Origin of the sequence: Bacillus sp. WP8, from assembly GCF_000800825.1 — a bacterium.
Lineage (GTDB): Bacteria > Bacillota > Bacilli > Bacillales > Bacillaceae > Bacillus > Bacillus safensis.
The window spans coordinates 3,466,734-3,489,916 of record NZ_CP010075.1 but is presented as its reverse complement, the minus strand read 5'-3'; the positions used below and the strand labels follow the sequence as shown (position 1 = coordinate 3,489,916).

Below are 23,183 nucleotides of genomic sequence, written 5' to 3'. Positions count from 1 at the left end.
GCAGGTGAGACAGTGTGAAACGAGGAAAAAAGCTCTGGCAGCGGATGCTGACGATTGTTTGTTTAGGCGTATTTATTTATAGCGGTACAGCTATCGGCTTCGAGCTTTTCGGTTATTATCAAAATCGCCAGGTGCTTGCAAAGGCCCAGACGATGTATGGACATGAAGAAATGAATGAAAAACGGGAGTCGGGAAATATCCGTTCGTCATTTGATGAGTTGCGGAAGGTGAATGAGGACATTGTCGGCTGGATCAATATGGAGGATACGATGATTCAGTATCCGATCGTTCAATCTCGCGATAATGCGTTCTACTTAACTCGTAATTATTTAAAAAACGACACCCGGGCAGGCAGTATCTTTATGGATTATCGTAATGATGTCCTGCATGAAAGCCCAAATACAGTGGTGTACGGCCATCGGATGAGGGATGGATCCATGTTTGCTGGACTCACAAACTATCTAAAAAAAGATTTCTTCCATGAGCACCGGACATTTCAGTACGATACGCTGTATCAAAGCTATGAAGCGGAGATTTTTGCTGTGTATGAAACGACGGTTGACTTCGATTATATTCAAACCGATTTTCAGGATCTTGGCGAATATGCGCATTACTTGCAAGCTGTGCGAAAGAAATCAATCTATCAAACGAAGACAGACGTGTCCACAGATGACCTCATCCTCACCTTATCGACCTGTGATCATGTACTTGCACCTAAAAACGGGCGTCTCGTGGTACAGGCAAAGCTAAAGAAAGTTTACTAGAAAAGGAGAGACAGACGGTTGAAATTTTCACATGTGATCTTGGCGGGACTCGTCTTGATGCTTCTCCTCGGCGGATGCAGTCAGGCAGCACCTGTAGAGAAAGAAAGCGCGGCAGGAGCGCTGAAGATAAAGGATTTTACCGGAAGAACGCTGTCGTTTGATGAATCCCCTCAGCGTATCGTCGCCTTATCGACCGGGGACATGAGCATTCTATATGCTTTAGGCGGTGAGGCGGTCGGCAGGCCAACTGCCGAGTTACCAGACAGCTTACAAAAGGCAAAGTCCGTACAAACGATTGGCACAACGCATCAATTTGATGTAGAGCTGATCACAAGCTTAAACCCTGATGTTGTGCTTGGAAATGAACAATTAAACAGCAAGGACATCTCGACAATAGAAGGAATTGGTTCACAGCTTCTTTTGACAAGCGCCAATTCTGTGAAGGACATCCAGCGTCAAATCTCGTTATTTGGGGAGTTGCTTGGGAAGCAGCAAAAGGCTAAAACACTCAATGATCAAATTGATGAGCGGACAAAGCAGGTCAAGCAGCCTAAGAAAAAAGTGAAAACACTCGTTGTGTACGGTGCACCCGGCACATATATGGCGGCACTTCCTCAATCTTTGAGCGGAGATTTGCTGCACATCGCTGGGGGTGCAAACATCGCTGAGAATGAACCAGCACTCGAAAAATTCCCTCAATACGCACAAATCAATGCAGAAAAGGTGATCGAAGCAGATCCCGATCTTATTCTGCTCATGACACACAGCAATCCTGAAGATGTGAAAGCGGGCTTTATGAGTGAAATGAAACAGAATGCAGCATGGCACGATGTATCAGCTGTCAAAAATGGCCGCGTGGAGATTCTGCCTAGTGATTTATTCGGGACGAACCCAGGCGCAGACGTCATCAAGGCGATTGATGAATTAGAGAAGAGATTGAAGCGATTGTCATCATGAAGGTGAATGCAGAATTAGATTTTCAAAAAAGACAGTCGAGAAGAAGATGGCTGATACCGGGACTGCTTTTCTCGCTAGGTGTGGGCATATGTCTAGGGCTTGCATTAGGTTCTGTTCAATTATCGCTGCCAGATTTGATCGCTGCTTTGACGGGATCAGGCCAGCCTGTCCATGAAAAAATCGTCATGGATTTACGCCTGCCGCGCGTTCTCATAGGCTTCATCGTTGGGGCCTGCCTTGCAGCATCAGGAGCGATTTTACAAGGAGTCGTCCGAAATCCACTCGCTGATCCTGGCATTATCGGTGTGACCGCTGGCGGTGGGTTAGCTGCTGTACTCAGCATGATTGTGTTTCCACAATTCACGTATCTGCTTCCAGCGGCTGCCTTCCTTGGCGCTTTATTAGCGGCACTCGTTGTGTATATCCTGTCGTTTGACCAAGGGGTTTCGCCACTGAAATTGATTCTGGCGGGAGTGGCAGTCAATGCCCTGCTTGGTGCGGTCATGAATGGGTTGATGGTGCTTTATAGTGAGCGTGTGCAGGCTGTTCTGCCTTTTTTATCAGGAGGATTAAATGGACGGAGCTGGCATCATCTGAGCTTTGTGTCACCTTATGCGCTTGCTGGATTGTGTCTTTGTTTTTTTGCAATCAAGCCGGCAAATCTCCTTTTGCTTGGTGATGATTCAGCGCAGCTGCTTGGCCTTAGAGTGGAGCGAACCCGATTTTTCTTAATTGCACTGGCGGCGCTTTTGGCGGGTGCGGCGGTAAGCGTGAGCGGTTTAATTGGATTTGTCGGTCTTGTCGTCCCTCATTTTATCCGCCTTTTAATTGGAGATGACTACCGGTACCTGCTTCCGATCTCAATGCTTGGCGGCGGCGTACTTGTGGTCTTTGCTGATACAGCGGCACGGGTATGGTTTACACCGGTTGAACTGCCTGTGGGTATTCTGCTTGCCTGTATCGGTGCACCTTTCTTCCTCTATTTATTAAAAAAGAAAGGGAGGGGTTAAGTTGGATGTGATTGCGATGGATGACGTGAGCCTCAGTCAAGGAGGCTTTCGGCTGTCGTCTATTTCAGCAGCTGTGCCTAAAGGGAGTGTAACAGGAATTATTGGACCGAATGGGTCAGGGAAGTCGACGTTTATTAAAGCGGCCGCACGCCTTACGTCGATCGAAAGCGGCATGATTTATATTCACGATATCCCGCAAAAAGAAATGACAGCGCAGGAGATTGCACAGGAAATCGCCGTTCTAATGCAGACGAGAACTGCCATCCCATCGATGACAGTACGTGAGCTGGTTGCACTTGGACGCAGTCCGCATCGTTCTATCTGGAAAAAGAGCTCGCAGACAGATCAGGAAGCGATAGAGTGGGCGCTTGATGTGACCAATAGCCGCGTAAATGAAAACAGGATGCTGCATACATTGTCAGGCGGAGAAAGGCAGAAGGCGTATATTGCAATGGCACTGGCTCAGAAGACAGAGACGATTATTCTGGATGAGCCTACCACTTTCTTAGATATTGCGCACCAGCTTGATTTACTGGAGCTGCTCAAACAGCTGAATGAAACGCATGGGATCACCATTTTAATGGTTCTTCATGACCTGCAGCAGGCAGCAAAATATTGTGATCGCCTGATTGCGATGAAGCGTGGTCAGGTTTACCAAATAGGGACACCGAACGAAGTATTAACAGAAAACTTTTTCAAAGAAGTCTTTGGGATTCAGGCAGAGGTTCACTTAGATGGAGAGCATCCGCTCATTATCCCAATCGCTTCGATCCAACAACAAAAGGGAGATGAATCAAACATGATCATTGTAAACAACCAGGTTAGAGTAGAAAAAGGCAGTGCAGACCACCTCGTTAAGCGTTTTAACAAGCAGGGACAAGTAGAATTCATGGAAGGATTTTTAGGCATGGAAGTCTGGGTCACACAGCAGACAACCGATTACGATGAAGTGACCATTCATACCCGCTGGAATCGAAAAGAAGATTTTGTGAACTGGACAAAATCTCAGGCATTTGGAGATGCACACGCTCATGGAAAAGCGAAACCTGAAGGACTATTAAAAAACAAAATTACGTACTATGAAGTACAAGTGACAAGACCTGCTTTACAGAAAAAAGCCTAAAAAAGAAACACAGCGCTGCGGCCCACATGCAGCGCTATTTTTTTCGCTTTTTTATTTTCCGTCACATATTTTTGACAAAGTATTCAAACAACTGACACAATACCATCCAATTTTTAGGTAAAATTTACTTTATTTTTGAAGCGTATGGGTGTAAAGTACAGGTATAAATAACTAACCGAATGAAAATCAAGAGTAAAATTTCACCGAGTGAACCATTTCAAATGGACTTTTATTTGTGAAACATTGAACAAATAGTGAACATTTTGTGAAATGGTGAGCATGAATCGTTCGGCATGTGAAAGTAAGGGAGGATGTAAGGCTGTGAGTGAGCTGTTTTTAGCAAGATTTCAATTTGCTTCAACGACATTATTTCATTTTATTTTTGTTCCTATGTCAATAGGTTTGGTGTTTATCGTCGCATTGATGCAGACCCTTTATGTCGTCAAGAAAAAAGACATCTATAAAAAGATGGCGAAGTTTTGGGGTCACCTGTTCTTACTTAACTTTGCAGTAGGTGTGGTAACAGGGATTCTGCAGGAATTCCAGTTTGGGATGAACTGGTCAGATTATTCAAGGTTTGTCGGTGATGTCTTTGGTGCACCGCTTGCCATTGAAGCGCTTTTGGCCTTTTTCCTTGAATCTACATTTATTGGACTTTGGATATTCGGCTGGGATCGTCTGCCGAAGAAGATTCATTTATTGTGCATTTGGCTTGTTTCCCTTGGTACGATCTTTTCGGCGTTTTGGATTTTACTCGCCAACTCATTTATGCAGGAGCCAGTTGGATTTGCCATTAAAAATGGTCGTGCAGAAATGAATGATTTTGGCGCTCTTGTAACGAACCCGCAGCTTTGGGTTGAATTCCCGCACGTTCTGTTTGGTGCACTGGCAACAGGAGCTTTCTTTATTGCAGGAGTTAGTGCCTATAAAATGATTAAAAAGCAAGAAATCGCCTTTTTCAAAAAGTCATTCCAGATTGCGATGGTCCTCGCTTTAATTTCTGGCTTAGGTGTGGCGTTCTCTGGACACGATCAAGCGAAGCATTTAATGAAATCACAGCCAATGAAAATGGCAGCAAGTGAAGCCCTTTGGAAGGATAGTGGAGATCCAGCGGCTTGGACACTATTTGCCAACATTGACACAGATAAAAAAGAAAACTCTGCGGAGATCAATATTCCGTTTGCCTTAAGTTATTTGGCTTATTCGAAGTTCAGTGGAGACGTTCCAGGTATGCTGACACTTCAAAAAGAATATGAAGCCAAGTTTGGCCCTGGAGACTACATTCCGCCAGTGAAAACAACATTCTGGAGCTTTAGAATCATGGTCGGTGCAGGCATGCTGATGATTTTTGCTAGTATGATTGGCTTGTACTTAAGCTTTAGAAAGAAACTTGAAACAAACAAATGGTATTTACGCTTCATGGTATGGATGATTGCGTTCCCGTTTATTGCGAACTCAGCCGGCTGGATCATGACTGAGATCGGGCGTCAGCCGTGGACCGTCTTTGGCATGATGACGACGGCTCAATCGATTTCACCGAACGTATCGTATGGTATGCTGTTATTCTCAGTCATTAGCTTTACGGCGATGTATCTGATTCTTGCTATTGTGCTCGCTTACTTATTCATTCGAGAAATTAAAAAAGGTGCACATTCTGAAGAAGATACAGATCAAAAGGATGAAACGGACCTGTCTACAGATCCATTTGATGGAGGCGCATATCATGGCATATCTTAACGAGATTTGGTTTATTCTTGTCGCAGTATTGTTTGTTGGATTTTTCTTCTTAGAAGGATTTGATTTTGGTGTCGGGATGTCCATGCAGCTGCTTGGAAAGGACGCGCACGAGCGCCGCATTTTAATCAATACGATTGGTCCTTTCTGGGATGCGAATGAGGTCTGGCTGATTACAGCTGGCGGCGCTATTTTCGCTGCATTTCCTCACTGGTATGCCACGATGTTCAGCGGATACTATATTCCGTTTGCGGTTCTCCTCTTAGCGCTCATTGGGCGCGGGGTCGCCTTTGAATTCCGAGGGAAGGTTGAGAAAGCCTCTTGGATCAAGGTGTGGGACTGGGTCATCTTCTTTGGCAGTCTGCTTCCGCCATTTTTACTAGGTGTATTATTCACGAGTATTTTACGCGGGATGCCAATTGATCAAGACATGAACATGTACGCTGGTTTTACGGACTTTGTGAATCTTTATTCAGTGATCGGCGGGGTAGCTGTGACAGTTCTTTGCCTGTTGCATGGCTTGATTTTCGTCACACTTCGTACAGAGGGTGAATTAAGAGATCGTGCAAGAAAACTGGGCCAGCGTGTCCTGCTTATTGCACTCCCTGTTCTTGTCATCTTTGTCGGTGTGTCCATCATAGAAACAGACATTTATACCGTACGCCCGATCATCACCATTCCGTTAACTGTGCTGATTGTGGCTTGTTATATAGCTGCTCTTGTTTTGATGAGAAAAGAACGTGATGGCTGGACATTCTTATTCACAGGCGCAGGCATCATGGTGACGGTGTCCATGCTGTTCACTGCATTGTTCCCGCGCGTCATGATTAGTTCAATCAGCCATTCATTTGATCTCACGATTCAAAACGCTGCATCTGGATCTTATTCACTGACGGTCATGACGATTGTGGCCATTTCTTTGCTGCCCTTTGTGCTTGGGTATCAAATTTGGAGCTATTACGTCTTCCGTAAACGTGTAAGCGGTAAGGAGCCAATGACCTACTAATGGATAAACGTTTGCTTCAACTAAAAGGAATGAGAGGGCTTCTTGCCCTCTTAGGTATTGTGTCACTCATCCAAGGAGCAAGTATTATTTTCCAAGCACAGTGGCTGGCACATGCCATTACAACGCTGTTTGACGGGAAAAGCCTCTCGCAGGCAACGCCATATGTCCTGCTATTTCTTGCTGCCTTTCTTGTGCGGCACGGTCTCACCTTGATTCGGGAGAAGGTCATGTTTACGTACTCTTCCCGAATTGGAGCAGACGTCAGAAAGCAGCTGCTAGACCAACTCTTTCGATTAGGGCCTGCCTTCGCAAAGAAAAAGGGGACAGGTAAGCTTGTCATATTAGCAATGGAAGGAATTGCTCAATACCGTCAGTATTTACAGCTGTTTTTGCCGAAAATGGTGAACATGGCAGTGATTCCGGCAATGGTCCTGATCTATGTGTGGACATTAGATGAAACATCGGCCGTCATTTTAATTGTGACGCTGCCTATTTTAATTATTTTTATGATTTTGCTAGGCCTTGTTGCTCAGCGTAAAGCGGCCAAACAATGGAGATCGTATGAGAAATTATCCAATCATTTTACTGACTCTCTCCGCGGCCTTGAGACGCTTCGTTACTTAGGTATCAGCAAAAAGCACTCCCGTAATATTGCAGAGGTGTCAAAGCGATATCGAAAAGCGACCATGAGCACACTGAAGGTCGCCTTTCTGTCATCGTTTGCGCTCGATTTCTTTTCCATGCTATCGATTGCAACCGTCGCTGTTTTTCTTGGCTTGCGATTAATTGAAGGAGAGCTTCTCTTATTGCCGGCTTTGACGGCGCTTATGCTGGCACCGGAGTATTTCCTGCCGGTACGTGAAGTAGGAAATGATTATCATGCGACGTTAAATGGAAAAGAAGCGAATGAAGCTATGCAGGTCATTTTAGAAGAAAAGGGCTTTCGCACGCAGGAGACACAATCTGTGCAGCTAGGCAAGTGGGATGCACAATCCGTGCTCACGCTGCAAGATGTTTGTGTCCAGCATGATGAACATGCCCCTTATTCCATTCAGGATGTAGATCTCACTGTCAAAGGAAAGAAAAAAATCGGCATTATTGGTGCCAGTGGTTCAGGGAAATCGACGTTAACCGATGTCCTTGGCGGCTTTGTTGAACCGTCTTCGGGTGAAATCACGCTAAACGGCCAGCCGCTTGTTCATTTACAGATGAAGGAATGGCAAAAGGAAGTTGTCTATATGCCGCAGCACCCCTATTTATTTCACATGACATTAAGAGAAAACATTCGTTTTTATGAACCGAATGCAACAGATGAAGAAGTGGAAAGAGCTGTGCATGAGGCTGGTTTAACTCAGCTTGTCACACAGCTGCCAAATGGCCTGGATGAGGTCATTGGAGAACAGGGAAGAGGGCTAAGCGGCGGACAGGCGCAAAGAATTGCCCTTGCTCGAACTGTGCTGGGCCAGCGGTCGATTATGCTGTTAGATGAACCAACGGCGCATCTCGATATTGAAACAGAGTATGAATTGAAAAAAACAATGCTTCCACTGTTTGAACATAAACTTGTGTTCTTAGCGACACACAGACTCCATTGGATGCCGGACATGGATGAAATCATTGTCATGGATCAAGGAACCGTCGCAGAAATGGGGACACATGAATCATTAATGCAAAGAAAAGGCGTGTATTATCAATTGGTACAGGAGCAAATGGGGGCGGTCACACATGATCAGTAAAGGCTGGTTTATACCTTATATCAAGGAGAATCGAAAGCTGTTTGCCTTGGTTTTATTTTTAGGAGCCATTGCGGTATTCTCTGCTTCTATGCTGATGTACACGTCGGGCTTTCTCATTTCAAAAGCCGCGACAAGACCTGAGAATATACTCATGGTCTACGTCCCAATCGTGGCTGTACGTACCTTTGGAATTTCGCGCTCTGCTGCACGCTATGCAGAAAGGCTGGCGAGCCATCAACTCATTTTGACAATGATTGAAAAAATGCGTGTGCGTCTGTATGACATGGCTGAACGAAGTGCCAAACAGACAAAGCTGGGGACAGGTGAAATGCTTGGTCTCTTGTCAGATGATGTAGAGAGACTGCAGGATGCCTATTTAAAAACCATCTTTCCATCCATCGGTGCACTGCTTTTATATGCCGCATCCATTGGAGCACTTGGCCTTTTCTCATGGCCTTTTGCTGGACTGATGCTGCTTTATATGGCACTTCTCGTCTTCGTCTTCCCATACGTCACAGTGCTTGTGAACCGGGCAAGACAAATTCAAATGAAAAAAGGCAGAAATGAACTGTACAGCCATTTAACAGATGCAGTCATGGGCGTTAGTGACTGGCTGTTCAGCGGCAGGCAGAAAGATTTTGTTGATGGTTATGAACAAAAAGAAGCGCAGCTGTTAGCGCTTGAATCAGCCAAGCACCGGTTTATCCGCCTGCGCCAATTTTTTGCACAGCTCTTGATTGGAGGAGCTGTCGTGCTTTTCGTGTATTGGAGCGGCTCGGTCGTTCAGTCAGGATCCATGTCACACACCCTGATTGCAGCCTTTGTGCTTGTGCTGTTTCCATTAACAGAAGCCTTTCTTCCGCTGTCAGATGCGGCAGGTGATATCCCTGTCTATCAGCATGCTGTCAACAGATTACATCATTATGAAAAGCAGTCATATGAAGGAGAAACTGAGAGCGAGGCAATGGATCAGTCAATCCTTTCTCACGATGAAGCTGTCTGTTTCGATCAAGTGTCCTTTCGGTATGACACGCATCAATATGTACTTCAAGACCTGTCCTTTTCTCTGAAGCAAGGGGAATCACTCGCACTATTAGGAAAAAGCGGTGCAGGCAAATCGACCATTTTAAAATTGTTAGAAGGGGCAGTCGTTCCAAATCAAGGAGCTGTCAGCATTCAAGGAAAACCGGTTCAAAGCATTCAAGAGAAGGTGTCTGCCTATGTGTCTGTGCTCAATCAACAGCCTTATTTATTTGATACGACTGTTTTAAACAATATTCGTTTAGGATCTCCAGAGGCGACAGAAGAGCAGGTAAAAGAAGCAGCTAGACAAGTGCAGTTGCATGATTACATTGAGTCTTTGCCAGAAGGTTATCACACAGGTGTTCAGGAGACAGGGGTTCGATTTTCAGGTGGAGAAAGACAGCGTATGGCGTTAGCTCGGATATTGCTTCAGGACACGCCGGTAGTTATATTAGATGAACCGACCGTCGGGCTTGATCCGCGGACAGAGCGTGAATTGCTTGAAACCATCTTCCGTGTGTTAAAAGGGAAAACAGTTATTTGGATTACCCATCACCTGACTGGCTGTGAGGCATGTGACCGCATCATGTTTATTGAAGACGGGCGCATTGAGATGCAGGGTCAGCATCAGGATTTACTAAAAGAAAACCCGCGTTATCAAAAGTTGTATGAAATGGATCGTCCATTTTCTACTATATAAATGAATGAAATGACAAGAACGTTCGGACAGGAAATCTCTGCCCGAACGTTTTGTGGTTTAAGGGTTTACTTTCCCAACACCTGCATTTGATATCACTTCTGATTTCACATTGTTCACGTTAAGCAAAGAGTAGTTATAAGGAGGGTTATACGTACCTGTTGAAGACGTTGGCAGACTGCCTGTGCTGTTAATATACGAGTTGTTGATGACATGCCATGTACCAACTTGACGGCTGTCCCAGCTTCCGATCGCATTTTTGGTGTTTTCAAATACGTTGTGTTCAATTCTCATCTTCGCGCCCATACGCGAGTTAATCGCTGTTGTGAGGATGTCTTTGTAATAGTTGTTATAGACATGTCCTTCCCCGAAGCGCATAGACGGTACACGAGAGTTCAGGTTTTCAAAGCGGTTGTTATGGAACGTAATTTTTCGATTGTAGTTATCGTTATCGGAGCTGCCCATGAGCATTGTTTTCCAGCTGTCATGTACATAGTTCCACGAGAAGGTAATGTAGTCAGAGTCATTTTTTACATCAAATAAACCATCGTAGTCATCCTTCCCGGAATTCAATGTGTTGTACAGTTCATTATGATCGACCCATATGTTTTTAGCACCGCCTTCAATCCCGATGGCATCTTTGTCACCGATTTTGCTGTGGTGGATTTTCAAGTTACGGATGATGATATTATTGGCACGCCATACTTTAATGCCAATCCCATTCAATTCGCCGTTCGTCCCTTTACCGACGATCGAGACATTATTTGTATCTTTCACATCGATTTTATTGGCTGATGTGTTAGAGGGGGTAATCGTCCCGTCGACAACAATTTTTAATTTTTCGTTTGTTCCTTTATTTTTGAGGGCAGCCAATAGTTCATTTCCAGTTTTGACTGTGACGGTTTTACCGCCTTCACCGCCTGTTGTGCCGCCATTTAATGTGGAGAAGCCTTGTTGATTAAAGTTGGCCATAATAGAAGGGCTTTCTGGATATTTGGCTGCTGCCTTTGCCTCCCCGTTTGGTGCAAATAATGAAGTGACGAGACCGACAGCTAATACACCGGCTAACATTGGAACTTTTCTCTTCAAAGTCAACATCTCCATTCTATTTTATTTTAATGAAAACGTTTCCAAAATAAGCTGTGATTCAACCAATCCTCCTTCCTTCACAAGCATTGCTTCTTTCGGAATGTAGGATGAGCATAGCATGCAAAAAGGTATCATCGGCTAAGGATAGGCGCAGCGTATTCCATGATTTTCTAGGAAGCTAAGCCAATGATTATTTTATTTCATCTTCATGAGATAAGGACCATTGTCGATAGGTATGTGGATGACATCATGATTATGGAGAGGAGGCTCTCCGTTTCGTAGAAAATCAAGATGATTACGAACGCATCATTTTGTTAGAGAAGAAGGAATGCCATAATCATTACATAAGAAAAAATGGCATATAAAATGGGTTTCATAGAAGTTATGCTAAAAAATAAGGTCTATTTTAAACGGTATTGTCATTCGTGTCGTCTCATGAGTAAGAGAAGAAAAGGAAGGAGGGACGTGTTTGGAGCAGACAGAAGAGACATTATTGATTCAGCGGGCAAAACAGGGCGATGATGCCGCGTTTACGGCCCTTTATCGGCATCATTATTCCTTTCTTTACCGATATATGTTGAAGCTGACCCTTCAACAAGAGCTGGCAGAGGAAATCATGCAAGAAACGATGCTGAAAGCGTATATGAAACTTTCTTCATTTAGAGGAGAAGCCTTATTTTCAACCTGGCTCATTTCGATTGCATCTAGGCAATTTTTAGATCACCAGAAGAAAAGAAAACGTGAACAATTGAGAGAAGGAAAAGCGAATCAGGAGGCCATACGCCGTTTCAAATGGGACGTTCAGCAAAAGGGGAACACATGGCATGACATGTGGGATGCTTTAAATGAATTAAAGGCTCAGGAGCGGGCACCCATTATTCTGCACTATTATTATGGCTTTACCTACCCAGAAATGGCTTCAATGCTCGGAATGAGAGAAGGCACTGTGAAATCGAGGGTTCATCATGGATTAAAGAAAATTCGAAAGGAGTGGGATGTATGAAGGAAGATCGTTTGACCGAACGTTTAAAAGAAGAGCTGCAGCAGCTAGATGAACAAATTGAAGTGGAAAAGCCAAGTGAGCAGGCTGTCATGATGATGTTGAAACAGGCGAAGGAACAAGAGAAAAGGCGTTTTAAACAAGAAGTGCTGGCATACGTTTTGATCAGTTTGACCATTCTGGCCCTCTTTGCAGCTGCCATTACCCATTTGCCTATCATCTTCATTCTTCTCCAAATAGTGAGCGTACCCATCTGCTTTATTGTTGGCTACAAGGAATATCAACATATCAAAGGAGGGTCTTCCTTATGAGTCAGACAGAAATGATCATCTTATTGTGCGTCTTGCCGTTATTGTTTGCACAGGGCTTTCTTTTATTTATGGATGCAAAGAAAAGAGGGCGTTACAAGTGGTTCTGGGGTATTGTCGGTCTCATTAACTTTCCATCGTCTTCTATTTTATATTGGCTTTGTGTCGTGCTACCTGATCGAAAAAGAGGCGGGAAGCTCCGAAAAGATTGAGTGCATCCGATCAAACTTTTGACCCTTTTTTCGTTGGAAAACAAGCTAGAAATTCATCATGATTCATGTATTTGTCAAAGAAAACGGGATGAGAAACATCCGCTTGTTCGTTTCTAGCACATTAGTCATTCCTTGAGCGCTTATTTTTAAAGTTAAATGCTGAGGCTGCTTGATCTATCTCAATTCGGCATCATTTTCATCTGTTATCAATATTGATCAGATTTTACAATTGGTGTTAAATTAATCTCAATATGCGTTAGAAAATCTAACAATTAAAAGTCTGGAGATATCTACAAGGAGGCAGATGCGACATGTTGACCTTAGATCGAGCAGCACAAACAGCACAAAGCTACATCCACCGTGTGTTAGAAGAGGTGGAAAAACGAAATCCCGGCGAGGAGGAATTCCAGCAAGCGGTAAAAGAAATTCTGGAATCACTCGTCCCAGTTTTTGCGAAGCATCCAGAGTATGAAAAACAGGGCATTTTAGAACGGCTCATTGAACCTGAGCGGCTTGTGATATTTCGAGTGCCATGGGTAGACGATGAGGGCAAAGTACAAGTCAATCGAGGGTTTAGGGTTCAATTCAATAGTGCCATCGGTCCTTATAAAGGAGGAATTCGTTTCCATCCAACCGTCAATGCAAGCATTATCAAGTTTTTAGGGTTTGAACAAATCTTTAAAAACGCACTGACTGGTATGCCGATCGGTGGAGGGAAAGGCGGATCGGATTTTGACCCTAAAGGAAAATCTGATGGAGAAATCATGCGTTTCGTTCAAAGCTTTATGAGTGAACTCGGCCGATATATTGGACCTGATCAAGATGTGCCAGCAGGTGATATTGGTGTAGGAGCACGCGAAATTGGCTATATGTTCGGACAGTATAAGAAAATGCGCGGTGCTTATGAAGCGGGTGTACTCACGGGGAAAAGCCCTGGATTCGGAGGCAGCTTAGCGAGAAAAGAGGCGACAGGCTACGGACTGGTGTACTTCATGGAGGAAATGCTGAAAGCACATGGGCTCCAATTTGAAGGGCGTTCAGTTGTTGTGTCGGGCTCAGGAAATGTGTCTATTTATGCAATGGAAAAGGTAATGGAATTAGGCGGTAAGGTTGTGGCTTGCAGTGATTCAAGCGGAGCAATATATGATCCTCAAGGGATATCACTTGAGACCATTAAGCAGCTGAAGGAAGTCGAGAATCAGCGGATTGGGGCATACATAGACATTCACCCGCATGCTGAATTAATTGAAGATTGTGAACAAATTTGGTCCGTTCCTTGTGATATTGCGCTGCCATGTGCAACACAAAATGAAATATCAGAGGCGCATGCACAGCAGCTTGTGGCAAATGGTGTCATCGCTGTTGGAGAAGGAGCCAATATGCCGTCCACTCTTAAGGCGGTCAAAGTATTTGAAGAGAATCGTATTTTGTTTGCGCCGGCAAAAGCGGCGAATGCTGGCGGAGTAGGTGTCTCAGCACTGGAAATGGCGCAAAACAGTGCAAGAATGTCTTGGACATTTGAAGAAGTAGATGATCAGCTGAAACAAATGATGCAGTCTATTTATCGTCAGTGTACAGAGACAGCGGACGAATATGGACACTCAGGGAACATCATGGTTGGAGCAAATATTGCAGGATTTCGTAAGGTGGCAGATGCCATGATTGCACAAGGCGTGATTTAACTCCTGCTCTCCCGCACCTGTTTATTTCATGACAAGATGGGGAATCGTCCTTTAAGAATGACAATAAGGAGGCGCGGGAGAAATGAAAAAATGGCTGAAACAAATTGTCAAATGGGCACCTGTGATTTATCCAGTGGTGAGGAAAATATATAAAGAGCGAAAAGCATCTAAACGTCGTAACGTATCAGCCGGATAATCCGGCTTTTTTTATGCAAACATACAGATCCTGTGTTGTAAAAAAATAATAGAATCGAATGATCTATTTTCTCCCTCTCTCCGTTAAGTACATAACAAACGGAAAGAGGAGGAAATAAAAGATGAACATGAAGAAAGCAATGTTAACCATTCCACTGAGCGCAGCGTTACTATTCCCAGCGGCTCATAGCGCAAGTGCACACGAAGGACATATGCATGGGGAGGCGAAGAAGACGTCTTCGTCACAAGAGGTATCAAATAAAGCAACAGATCTTCGAGCAGCACTAGATCAGCTGTTTTCAGAGCATGCCTATTTAGCGGTGATCACGATGCAAAAAGGAATTGACGGCAGTAAAGACTTCGATCAAGCAGCGGCGGCTTTAAATGACAACACGAATGACTTATCAGATGCAATAGCCTCTGTGTATGGTAAAAAAGCAGGCAAACAATTCAAAGACATTTGGTCAAGTCATATCGGCTACTTTGTTGACTATGTACAAGCCACAGCGAAAAAAGACGAAGCAGGTAAAAAGAAAGCGATCAAGCAGCTTGACCAATATCGAATGAAACAAGCCGATATGCTCGATCAAGCAACAGACGGCAGACTGAAAGCAAGTGAGCTTGAAGAGGGCTTGAAGATGCATGTGAACGAACTGCTAAAAGCGTTTGACAGCTATAATGAAAAGGATTTTGATACGACCTATGAAACGGTGAGAAAATCCATTCATCATATGTTTGAGGTAGGAAAAGGCGTGTCATGGGCCATCACAGATCAATTTCCTGGGAAATTTGATCAAAAGTCAGTGGATACACCAGCAGCGGATCTTCGTGAAGATTTAAACTACTTGTTTTCAGAGCATTTGGCACTCGCAGTAGTTGCCATGCAAAAAGGAAATGATGGCAGTAAGGACTTTGAGCAAGCAGCAGCGGCTTTAAATGAAAACACAAATGATTTATCTGCTGCAATTGCATCTGTTTATGGTAAGGATGCAGGCAAACAATTCAAAGACATTTGGTCAAGCCATATCGGTTACTTAGTTGATTATGTCAAAGCGGATGCATCAGGGGATCATCAAGCAAAAGAAAAGGCTGTCAAAGATTTAGATGCGTATCGAATGAAGCAAGCGAAATTCCTAGATCAAGCGACAGATGGACGTTTGAAGGCAGCTGATTTAGAAGCTGGTTTGAAAACACATATTGATGAGCTGATCAAAACGTATACGTCTTACCATAATGGTGAATATGATCAGCTTTATCCGACAGTGAGAGAGGCTTATGGTCATATGTTCATGGTTGGTCAGGATGTCGCAGCAGCGATTGTTGATCAGCATCCTGAGCTGTTCAAATCGAACATGCCTAATGAAATGCCGAAAACAGGTATGGGAGGCTCAGCCGGTCCTTTAGGCATGTCCTATGAAGCATTTGTGGGAATGATCGCAAGTTTGATCCTCGCAGGCGGCGTGGCAGGTGCATTCTTCCTTAATCGCCGTAAGGCATCAAATTCTAACTCATAAAGACAGACGGGAACGTGCACAATCGTGCCGTTCCTTTCTTCAAAAGGAGGCCGGCTTAGATGAAGAATTGGCTGCTCAGTATTCTTTCATTTCTTATCATCACAGGCTGTTCATCACAGTCAATGGATGAATCGTCATCCTCAAAAAACATATCAGCTTCTAAGGAAATGACCACACATCAAGCTGAGGAACAGAACCACTCGCACGATACATTAAAAGACGAGCCATCTGGTATAGTACCCACTGAAATCGCCATTCCCGCTATTGATGTCAAAGCAAAAGTGGAGAAAACAGCTTTATTAAAGGATGGCAGTATGGGTGTCCCTCAGGATACAGACAACACGGCTTGGTTTGAAGATGGTCCAAAACCGGGGGATAAAGGGAATGCCGTCATGAATGGCCATGTAGATAATAAATGGGGGCCATCGGTTTTTTATCGATTAAAGGAGCTGAAAAAGGGAGACAAGGTGATCGTCACGTCCTCATCGGGAAAAAAGCGAAGCTTTGAAGTCATAAAAGTTAGAAGCTATCCGCGTGAAGAGAAGCCTAATGCGTTTTTTGGATACGCCTTTACACGGAATCTCAATTTAATCACTTGTACAGGGACATTTGATCATGCAGCAGGCACGCATGAAAAAAGATTGGTTGTCTTTACCCAGATGATCTCTTGATAAACAAGGCGGATACACGATGGTGTACGCCTTTTTTTCGTGGTTTTCGCAAGTATCTTTCAAAAAGATTCATAGGACATTAGATATGGTTAGTTGTATAAATAGGGGCATTTGTCATATAAATGAGTTGGCAATTTTTATTTCTTTTCAGTAGAATATGAGTAATGAAGAGAACTGCAAGCGTATACAACCTGTCCAGACAAGGCAGATTCTCCACCCCTACATAAGGAGGCCGATCTGATGCTGAGTAAAAGACTGGCGCACATCTTAAGTCAGCTCATGGCAGCTGAGACCCCGCTCACAAGCGCTGCACTATCTGCCAGTTTACAAGTGACAAGCCGCACCATTCGTACAGACATAAAGGAACTGAACGACCGTCTTGCCCCTTATCAAGCAGCTGTAACAGCTGTAAGAGGAGCTGGCTATGAGCTGTTGATCAACGATGAGAATGCCTTTCGCCGTTTTATGAAGGAGGAGGTTGAGCAGGAAGAGCCGCTTGCTGTGCTGCCAGAGGAGCGAGTTCGGTTTATTTTAAAAAGGCTTCTTTTGGCAGAATCCTATGTGAAGCTGGAGGATTTACAGGAGCAGCTGTTTATTAGTAAATCGACGATGAGCAACGATGTGAAATCGGTCAAACGTAAGCTGGAGCCCTTTGATCTGAAGCTGGAAGCGAAGCCGAGCAAAGGCTGCCGGATCAAGGGATCAGAGATGAAAATTCGTTATTGCATGTCAGAATATTTATTCAATGAACGTCGTTCTTATCAAACGATGCTGAATACAGCGGTCACCATTTTGCCAAAGCATGAACTCGAATTGCTTCAGAAAACAATGATAGATTATATCAATGAGGAAGGCATGAATCTATCAGACATTTGCATGAATAATTTAATCGTTCATGTTGCTATTGCCTGCAAACGAATTAGACACGGAAACTATGTATCTGTTCTTCCAGAGGAAATCAGCGAAATTCCGCGGGCAAAAGAATACAAGGTCGCTAAAAAAATGGTGGAGCGTCTTGAAGGGCTGATGGATGTCTCATTTCCACAAGAGGAAATCGTCTATATCACCATTCATTTACTAGGAACAGCCAAAATGGTACAGTCCTTTTCCTCGAGCGGTCAAAAACAAATTGTCGATGATGACACGAGTCGGCTTGTACAGCTCATGCTGAAGGCCATTGATCAAAAATTGCAGCTTGATTTAGCCGGCGATACGGAACTAATGATTGGATTGAGTCTGCACTTAAAGCCTGCCATCAACCGATGTAAATATGGAATGAACTTAAGAAATCCGATGCTTGATGAAATAAAAGCAGGGTATCCACTTGCCTTTGAAGCGGGGATTATCGCCAGCAGGGTCCTTGAAGAAGAGGAGGGGCTGAGTATTCATGAGAACGAAATCGGATATATGGCGCTTCATTTTGGTGCGGCTTTAGAGCGGAGGAAAATGGAGATCCCGCCGAAGCGGTGTCTCATTGTTTGTGCGTCTGGTGCAGGGAGTGCAAGGCTGCTGCAGGATCGTTTGCGTTCACAATTTGGATCAAAACTGACTATTTTAGGAACAGCAGAGCTATATTCGCTTCCGCATGTCTCTTTACATGCACTGGATTTAATTATTACAACCATTCCAATTCATATGGAATTACCGGTTCCAGTCATTCAAGTGAACACCATTTTGGGAGGCGGCGATTTTTTAAAAATTGAAGAAGCCCTGACGAGTGAAACAAGGGTGACATTGGCCTCGCAATATATGAAAAAGGAATTGGTTTTTACAAAACGCGCCTTTCACACAAAAGAAGAGGTCATCACCTTTTTAACGCAAAAAGTCATCGATATGGGATTAGCGCCAGCTGAGCTCACACCATCTGTCATGGAAAGAGAAGAGGCTGCTCCTACCTCTTTCGGACATTATACGGCGATTCCGCACCCGATGACACCGCTGACAGATGAGACGTTTTGGGCGATATGTACATTAGAAAAACCAATCATTTGGGGAGAGAAAAAGGTTCAATTTGTCTGCCTGCTTTGTGTCGAAAAAGAGAATGCCAAAGATTTAAAAGGCATGTACCGCCTGCTGGGGGAGCTTGTGCATAATGTGAAATTCATTCAGCACCTGATCGCCTGTGATACATTTGAAGACATGCTTGATATCATGTATAAAAAGGCTCCTTCGTACAAGAACTAACTGTGTGATATTAACTTTTTCCGCTTCCTAAAGGAAAAAGTATGGGTGTTTATGAAAGCGGTTTCATAATATGATGAATGTGTAAAGAATAGCTTCACACTTTGAAAAGGGGGCGTTTACACATGAACATCTTATTGGTTTGCGCAGCAGGTATGTCTACAAGCTTACTTGTCACAAAAATGGAGAAAAGCGCACAAGAACAAGGAAAAGATTATCGTATTTGGGCAGTATCTGGAGATTCTGCGAAAAATCATATTGATCAAGCCGATGTGCTTTTATTAGGACCTCAGGTTCGATATTTATTACCGCAAATGAAAAAGCTCGGAGAAGAAAAAGGAATACCAGTAGACGTAATTAATACCGTGCATTATGGCGTATGTAATGGCGCCGAGGTTTTAAAATCTGCTGAACAGCTAGTGAACGGATAAAGGGGGCGGAGGGGATGAATGGATTCAACCGATTTCTAGAAGAGAAGGTCATGCCGTTTGCAGGGAAGATTGCCGCTCAAAGACATTTACAAGCATTGCGTGACGGAATTGTTTTAACGATGCCTCTCATTATTGTCGGTTCACTGTTTCTCATTTTAGCCAACCTTCCGATCCCAGGATACAGCGATTTTATGGCAAGTATCTTCGGAGCAGAATGGGCCACGAAACTATCCTATCCTGTTAATGCAACCTTTGACATTATGGCACTTGTTGCAACCTTCGGGATTGCTTACAGGCTGGCTGAAAAGTATGCCGTTGATGCACTATCATCTGGTGCGATCGCTGTTGCGGCTTTCCTGTTGGCTACTCCATATCAAGTACCTTTCACACCTGAAGGCTCAACAGAAGCTATCCTAGTAGGCGGGGGCATTCCTGTCACACTGATGGGCAGTAAAGGCTTATTCGTTGCCATGATTATTGCCATGCTTTCAACCGAAATTTACCGCTTTATTGTACAGCGGAATATCGTCATCAAAATGCCTGATGGTGTACCGCCAGCAGTCAGTAAATCGTTTATTGCACTTATTCCAGGTTTTGTGGTCATCACACTGATCTGGGTCGCTAGACTTGTGATTGAGATGACACCTTTTGAGAGTATTCATAATATCATCACCGTCTTAATTGGCACACCGCTTTCCATTCTTGGTGGCAGCTTAGGCGGCAGTATCGTTGCGATGGGTGTGCAAATGCTCCTATGGGCATGTGGTATTCACGGAGCAACCATTGTCGGGGGCGTCATGGGGCCAATTTGGCTCGGTGCAATGGATGAGAACCGTCTTGCATTCCAAGCAGGAGAAGTGCTGCCGAATATTTTCACAGCGCAGTTCTTTGAAATCTTCATCAACGTCGGCGGAAGCGGTGCAACGCTTGCTTTGGTGCTGACCATGATCTTACGTGCCAGAAGTAAACAAATGAAACAGCTTGGCCGCCTTGCCATTGGGCCAGCCATCTTTAACATCAACGAACCGATCATTTTTGGAATGCCGATTGTGATGAACCCAATGCTTCTCATTCCATTTATCCTTACGCCAATCATGATGATCATCACCACATATATCGGAATGAGCACAGGGCTTGTGGCAAAACCTGCAGGGATTGCTGTTCCATGGACCATGCCGCCAATCATTTCAGGCTATCTCGCCACAGGAGGCAAAATCTCTGGTGCTGTCATGCAGCTGATTAACCTTGCGTTGTCATTTGCTCTATACTACCCATTCTTTAGAATGTGGGATAAGCAGAAATTGAAAGAAGAAAGTGAACTAGAAACAAAAGCATCAACTGATGAAAATGTTGTCAGCATGTAATAGAGGGAACAAGGGGGATGCGGCCGATGGAAATGGAACAAATTGTGTTTCAACTCATCCTGCACGGCGGAAATGGCAGAAGCTCAGCGATGGAAGCCATTACGTGTGCAAAGCAAGGTAATTTTGATGAGGCGAAGCAAAAAATGCAGGAAGCACAAGACGCGTTAAATGAGGCGCATCACGCACAGACAGAGCTGATCCAAGGAGAAATCAGGGGCGAAAAGACGGATATTAGCCTCCTCATGATTCATGCGCAGGATCATCTCATGAACGCAATGACCGTTAAGGAGCTCGCAGCAGAAATCATTGAGCTCCATGAAAAAATGAAGCAACTCGGAGGTGTCAATTCATGAAAGAAGGAATCAAAATTGTCACAATAGGCGGTGGATCGAGCTATACGCCTGAGCTCATCGAAGGTTTTATTAAACGATATCATGAATTGCCTGTAAAGGAATTATGGCTTGTGGATATTGAAGCGGGTCAGGAAAAGTTAAACATCGTGGGCGCTCTGGCGAAACGTATGGTCGAAAAAGCAGGTCTGCCGATTGAGGTACACCTGACTCTTGACCGCCGGGAAGCCTTGAAGGACGCAGATTTTGTGACGACACAATTTCGTGTAGGACTACTGGAAGCACGGGCAAAGGATGAGAGAATACCGCTTAAATACGGCGTCATCGGTCAGGAAACGAACGGACCAGGCGGTTTATTTAAAGGCCTTCGGACCATCCCAGTCATTTTAGACATTGTAAAGGATATGGAAGAGCTTTGCCCAGACGCATGGCTTGTGAACTTTACGAATCCAGCCGGCATGGTTACAGAAGCTGTTTTACGCTACACGAATCTAAAAAAAGTCGTCGGTCTATGCAATGTGCCGATTGGGATCAAAATGGGAATCGCTAAGGCGCTTGAAGTAGATGTAGAACGCATTGAGGTGCAGTTTGCCGGTCTCAATCACATGGTCTATGGATTAGACGTATATTTAGACGGGGTCAGCATTATGGATCAAGTGCTTGATGAACTAGGAAATCCGAACAGCCAGTGGTCCATGAAAAACATTGAAGCGAAAAACTGGGAGCCTTCTTTTGTGAAAGGATTAGGGGTCATCCCATGTCCGTATCACCGCTATTACTATAAAACGAAAGATATGCTGGAAGAAGAACAAAAGGCGGCTCAAGAAAAAGGAACTCGAGCGGAAGTTGTACAGCAGGTCGAGAAGGAACTATTTGAGCTTTATAAAGATCCTGATTTGTCGATTAAACCACCGCAGCTCGAAAAAAGAGGCGGAGCCTATTACAGCGATGCGGCTTGTAACTTAATCAGCTCCATCTATAATGATAAGCACGACATTCAACCAGTCAATACAGTGAACAGAGGTGCGATTGCCAGCATTCCGGCTGAATCAGCTGTTGAAGTAAACTGTATCATTACGAAGGACGGACCAAAGCCAATCGCGACAGGTGATCTGCCTGTAGCTGTCAGAGGGCTCGTTCAACAAATCAAATCATTCGAGCGTGTGGCAGCTGAAGCGGCTGTAACTGGAAATTACGAGACGGCTCTTGTTGCGATGACAATCAACCCGCTCGTCCCATCTGACGAGATTGCAAAGCAAATTTTAGATGAAATGCTTGAAGCGCATCGTGAATATTTACCGCAATTCTTCAAATCAGTCAATGCTTAACACATAAAAAATGGCCCCTTTTATGGGGTCATTTTTTATGATTTCTTCATATGGAAACTGGAGAAAGAAGTGTATGATAGAAAAAACAGCATGTATGGCTTCAAAGAAAGGACTGTTGGAATATGGTTGCAATTGGTTTAATGCTTTACGGGTTTGTCGTACAGCCTATCATGAGTTATGGCACAGTAATCTTGTTTTTGTATGGTCTTATTGCTTCATTTGTTGGCCTCATTCGGCATAAGGAATATGTGTGGATCTATGTTCTCCGTCTGCTTGTTTGTTTCACCATTCCAGTGACCAACCTATTGATGTATTTCGCAACGATTGGAGGAGATGCAAGAAAGTTTGATTTCCAGCCGATGCCGCTTGTTTACTATCTTGTCTTTATCCTAGAAATCATGATCATCTTTTTGCCAGAGATTTTTTTACTGATCGAAAGAAAGCGGAGCATCAAGGGGAAACAGTGGATATACGTCGGGGCAATTGTTGGGGTATCGGTCTTGTTTTGGTGCACGATTTGATGGTAAGCAGACGAGTCAACTAAGTCTTTTTCGCCTTTTGTTTCTGTAACTTCTTTCGTCTAACCTTTACAAAAGAGATGGAAAGAGCAAGGATAGAAATCCCAAGCGCCTTAAATAGAAATCGGGTGAGGAACGGTGAATCGTCGAAACCAGTAGCGACAATCATCGATCCGATACAGATCCCAATGAACGCTAATAGATAAGTAAAAAACATACCATCCCTCCTTAATTTATTACCATTATAAGGTATATTGGAGAGGTTAATAAACAAAAAAGAACCCTTCGTG

At 44.1% G+C, this 23,183-nt stretch carries 23 protein-coding genes; 21 read left to right on the top strand and 2 right to left on the bottom strand.

Annotation, left to right across the window (positions count from 1 at the left end; all coding sequences use genetic code 11):
* Positions 1-14 precede the first annotated feature (14 nt).
* From srtB to cydC, 8 genes are all read left to right on the top strand, one after another.
* Complete coding sequence (gene srtB / locus QR42_RS17645; protein ID WP_039182494.1) at positions 15-764, top strand: class B sortase; 750 nt, start codon at positions 15-17, stop codon at positions 762-764.
* Between the two features lie 18 nt (positions 765-782).
* On the top strand, positions 783-1,721 hold the full coding sequence (locus QR42_RS17640) for an ABC transporter substrate-binding protein (RefSeq protein WP_039182492.1): 939 nt from the start codon (positions 783-785) through the stop codon (positions 1,719-1,721).
* Positions 1,718-2,731, top strand: a complete 1,014-nt coding sequence (locus QR42_RS17635) for a FecCD family ABC transporter permease (RefSeq protein WP_039182489.1) — start codon at positions 1,718-1,720, stop codon at positions 2,729-2,731. The genes QR42_RS17640 and QR42_RS17635 overlap by 4 nt, the downstream gene beginning before the upstream one ends.
* 7 nt (positions 2,732-2,738) lie before the next feature.
* A complete protein-coding gene (isdG, locus tag QR42_RS19760; protein WP_326996192.1) occupies positions 2,739-3,854 on the top strand; it encodes a heme oxygenase in 1,116 nt (371 codons plus the stop codon).
* Between the two features lie 321 nt (positions 3,855-4,175).
* Positions 4,176-5,591, top strand: a complete 1,416-nt coding sequence (locus QR42_RS17625; protein ID WP_039182485.1) for a cytochrome ubiquinol oxidase subunit I — start codon at positions 4,176-4,178, stop codon at positions 5,589-5,591.
* Positions 5,578-6,594, top strand: a complete 1,017-nt coding sequence (cydB, locus tag QR42_RS17620; protein ID WP_039182483.1) for a cytochrome d ubiquinol oxidase subunit II — start codon at positions 5,578-5,580, stop codon at positions 6,592-6,594. The genes QR42_RS17625 and cydB overlap by 14 nt, the downstream gene beginning before the upstream one ends.
* Positions 6,594-8,330: a thiol reductant ABC exporter subunit CydD gene (cydD, locus tag QR42_RS17615; protein WP_039182480.1), complete on the top strand. Its 1,737-nt coding sequence runs from the start codon at positions 6,594-6,596 to the stop codon at positions 8,328-8,330. The genes cydB and cydD overlap by 1 nt, the downstream gene beginning before the upstream one ends.
* Positions 8,320-10,053 carry a thiol reductant ABC exporter subunit CydC gene (cydC, locus tag QR42_RS17610; protein ID WP_039182478.1) on the top strand — a complete coding sequence of 578 codons (1,734 nt, stop codon included), beginning with the start codon at positions 8,320-8,322 and terminating at the stop codon, positions 10,051-10,053. The genes cydD and cydC overlap by 11 nt, the downstream gene beginning before the upstream one ends.
* Before the next feature lie 57 nt (positions 10,054-10,110).
* Here the strand turns inward: cydC and QR42_RS17605 are convergent, their stop codons facing one another.
* Positions 10,111-11,148 (bottom strand): pectate lyase family protein, encoded by a 1,038-nt coding sequence (locus QR42_RS17605; RefSeq protein WP_039183378.1) that lies wholly within the window; start codon positions 11,146-11,148, stop codon positions 10,111-10,113.
* Between the two features lie 460 nt (positions 11,149-11,608).
* On the opposite strand from QR42_RS17605, the gene sigY reads away from it, so the two are divergent.
* The 13 genes from sigY to QR42_RS17545 all read left to right on the top strand — a co-directional run bounded on the left by sigY (position 11,609) and on the right by QR42_RS17545 (position 22,896).
* The gene (sigY, locus tag QR42_RS17600; protein ID WP_039182475.1) at positions 11,609-12,142 is read left to right on the top strand and encodes an RNA polymerase sigma factor SigY; all 534 of its coding nucleotides are present in this window, start codon (positions 11,609-11,611) and stop codon (positions 12,140-12,142) included.
* Complete coding sequence (locus QR42_RS17595) at positions 12,139-12,450, top strand: YxlC family protein (protein ID WP_039182472.1); 312 nt, start codon at positions 12,139-12,141, stop codon at positions 12,448-12,450. The genes sigY and QR42_RS17595 overlap by 4 nt, the downstream gene beginning before the upstream one ends.
* Positions 12,447-12,659: a hypothetical protein gene (locus tag QR42_RS17590; protein ID WP_039182469.1), complete on the top strand. Its 213-nt coding sequence runs from the start codon at positions 12,447-12,449 to the stop codon at positions 12,657-12,659. Before QR42_RS17595 ends, QR42_RS17590 begins: the two co-directional genes overlap by 4 nt.
* Before the next feature lie 311 nt (positions 12,660-12,970).
* Positions 12,971-14,341, top strand: a complete 1,371-nt coding sequence (gdhA, locus tag QR42_RS17585; protein ID WP_039182467.1) for an NADP-specific glutamate dehydrogenase — start codon at positions 12,971-12,973, stop codon at positions 14,339-14,341.
* Between the two features lie 82 nt (positions 14,342-14,423).
* On the top strand, positions 14,424-14,537 hold the full coding sequence (locus QR42_RS19675; RefSeq protein ID WP_223250414.1) for a hypothetical protein: 114 nt from the start codon (positions 14,424-14,426) through the stop codon (positions 14,535-14,537).
* A 121-nt stretch (positions 14,538-14,658) separates the two neighbouring features.
* On the top strand, positions 14,659-16,050 hold the full coding sequence (locus tag QR42_RS17580; RefSeq protein WP_039182463.1) for a hypothetical protein: 1,392 nt from the start codon (positions 14,659-14,661) through the stop codon (positions 16,048-16,050).
* Between the two features lie 59 nt (positions 16,051-16,109).
* Entirely contained in the window at positions 16,110-16,721 is a 612-nt protein-coding gene (locus QR42_RS17575; protein ID WP_039182460.1) for a class F sortase, read from the top strand.
* 240 nt (positions 16,722-16,961) lie between these two features.
* On the top strand, positions 16,962-18,905 hold the full coding sequence (locus QR42_RS17570) for a BglG family transcription antiterminator (protein ID WP_039182457.1): 1,944 nt from the start codon (positions 16,962-16,964) through the stop codon (positions 18,903-18,905).
* Between the two features lie 122 nt (positions 18,906-19,027).
* Positions 19,028-19,333, top strand: a complete 306-nt coding sequence (locus QR42_RS17565) for a PTS sugar transporter subunit IIB (RefSeq protein WP_003214824.1) — start codon at positions 19,028-19,030, stop codon at positions 19,331-19,333.
* A 14-nt stretch (positions 19,334-19,347) separates the two neighbouring features.
* Complete coding sequence (celB, locus tag QR42_RS17560; protein WP_024423868.1) at positions 19,348-20,697, top strand: PTS cellobiose transporter subunit IIC; 1,350 nt, start codon at positions 19,348-19,350, stop codon at positions 20,695-20,697.
* A 26-nt stretch (positions 20,698-20,723) separates the two neighbouring features.
* A complete protein-coding gene (locus QR42_RS17555; protein ID WP_039182451.1) occupies positions 20,724-21,050 on the top strand; it encodes a PTS lactose/cellobiose transporter subunit IIA in 327 nt (108 codons plus the stop codon).
* Positions 21,047-22,375, top strand: coding sequence for a 6-phospho-beta-glucosidase (locus tag QR42_RS17550; RefSeq protein ID WP_039182448.1), 1,329 nt, complete (start codon positions 21,047-21,049; stop codon positions 22,373-22,375). The genes QR42_RS17555 and QR42_RS17550 overlap by 4 nt, the downstream gene beginning before the upstream one ends.
* A gap of 122 nt (positions 22,376-22,497) precedes the next feature.
* Positions 22,498-22,896 (top strand): hypothetical protein, encoded by a 399-nt coding sequence (locus QR42_RS17545; protein WP_039182445.1) that lies wholly within the window; start codon positions 22,498-22,500, stop codon positions 22,894-22,896.
* A 19-nt stretch (positions 22,897-22,915) separates the two neighbouring features.
* Here QR42_RS17545 and QR42_RS17540 read toward each other — a convergent pair whose 3' ends face one another.
* Complete coding sequence (locus QR42_RS17540) at positions 22,916-23,110, bottom strand: hypothetical protein (RefSeq protein ID WP_039182442.1); 195 nt, start codon at positions 23,108-23,110, stop codon at positions 22,916-22,918.
* Between the last annotated feature and the right edge of the window lie 73 nt (positions 23,111-23,183).

Bases quoted from the DNA above. Each gene is read 5' to 3' on its own strand.
- QR42_RS17540 (WP_039182442.1), bottom strand. From the start codon at position 23,110: ATGTTTTTTACTTATCTATTAGCGTTCATTGGGATCTGTATCGGATCG.
- QR42_RS19675 (WP_223250414.1), top strand. From the start codon at position 14,424: ATGAAAAAATGGCTGAAACAAATTGTCAAATGGGCACCTGTGATTTAT.
- cydD (WP_039182480.1), top strand. From the start codon at position 6,594: ATGGATAAACGTTTGCTTCAACTAAAAGGAATGAGAGGGCTTCTTGCC.
- celB (WP_024423868.1), top strand. From the start codon at position 19,348: ATGAATGGATTCAACCGATTTCTAGAAGAGAAGGTCATGCCGTTTGCA.
- QR42_RS17565 (WP_003214824.1), top strand. From the start codon at position 19,028: ATGAACATCTTATTGGTTTGCGCAGCAGGTATGTCTACAAGCTTACTT.
- QR42_RS17590 (WP_039182469.1), top strand. From the start codon at position 12,447: ATGAGTCAGACAGAAATGATCATCTTATTGTGCGTCTTGCCGTTATTG.
- QR42_RS17635 (WP_039182489.1), top strand. From the start codon at position 1,718: ATGAAGGTGAATGCAGAATTAGATTTTCAAAAAAGACAGTCGAGAAGA.
- QR42_RS17550 (WP_039182448.1), top strand. From the start codon at position 21,047: ATGAAAGAAGGAATCAAAATTGTCACAATAGGCGGTGGATCGAGCTAT.
- QR42_RS17545 (WP_039182445.1), top strand. From the start codon at position 22,498: ATGGTTGCAATTGGTTTAATGCTTTACGGGTTTGTCGTACAGCCTATC.
- gdhA (WP_039182467.1), top strand. From the start codon at position 12,971: ATGTTGACCTTAGATCGAGCAGCACAAACAGCACAAAGCTACATCCAC.
- QR42_RS17555 (WP_039182451.1), top strand. From the start codon at position 20,724: ATGGAAATGGAACAAATTGTGTTTCAACTCATCCTGCACGGCGGAAAT.
- cydC (WP_039182478.1), top strand. From the start codon at position 8,320: ATGATCAGTAAAGGCTGGTTTATACCTTATATCAAGGAGAATCGAAAG.
- QR42_RS17595 (WP_039182472.1), top strand. From the start codon at position 12,139: ATGAAGGAAGATCGTTTGACCGAACGTTTAAAAGAAGAGCTGCAGCAG.
- QR42_RS17575 (WP_039182460.1), top strand. From the start codon at position 16,110: ATGAAGAATTGGCTGCTCAGTATTCTTTCATTTCTTATCATCACAGGC.
- cydB (WP_039182483.1), top strand. From the start codon at position 5,578: ATGGCATATCTTAACGAGATTTGGTTTATTCTTGTCGCAGTATTGTTT.
- QR42_RS17570 (WP_039182457.1), top strand. From the start codon at position 16,962: ATGCTGAGTAAAAGACTGGCGCACATCTTAAGTCAGCTCATGGCAGCT.
- QR42_RS17605 (WP_039183378.1), bottom strand. From the start codon at position 11,148: ATGTTGACTTTGAAGAGAAAAGTTCCAATGTTAGCCGGTGTATTAGCT.
- QR42_RS17580 (WP_039182463.1), top strand. From the start codon at position 14,659: ATGAACATGAAGAAAGCAATGTTAACCATTCCACTGAGCGCAGCGTTA.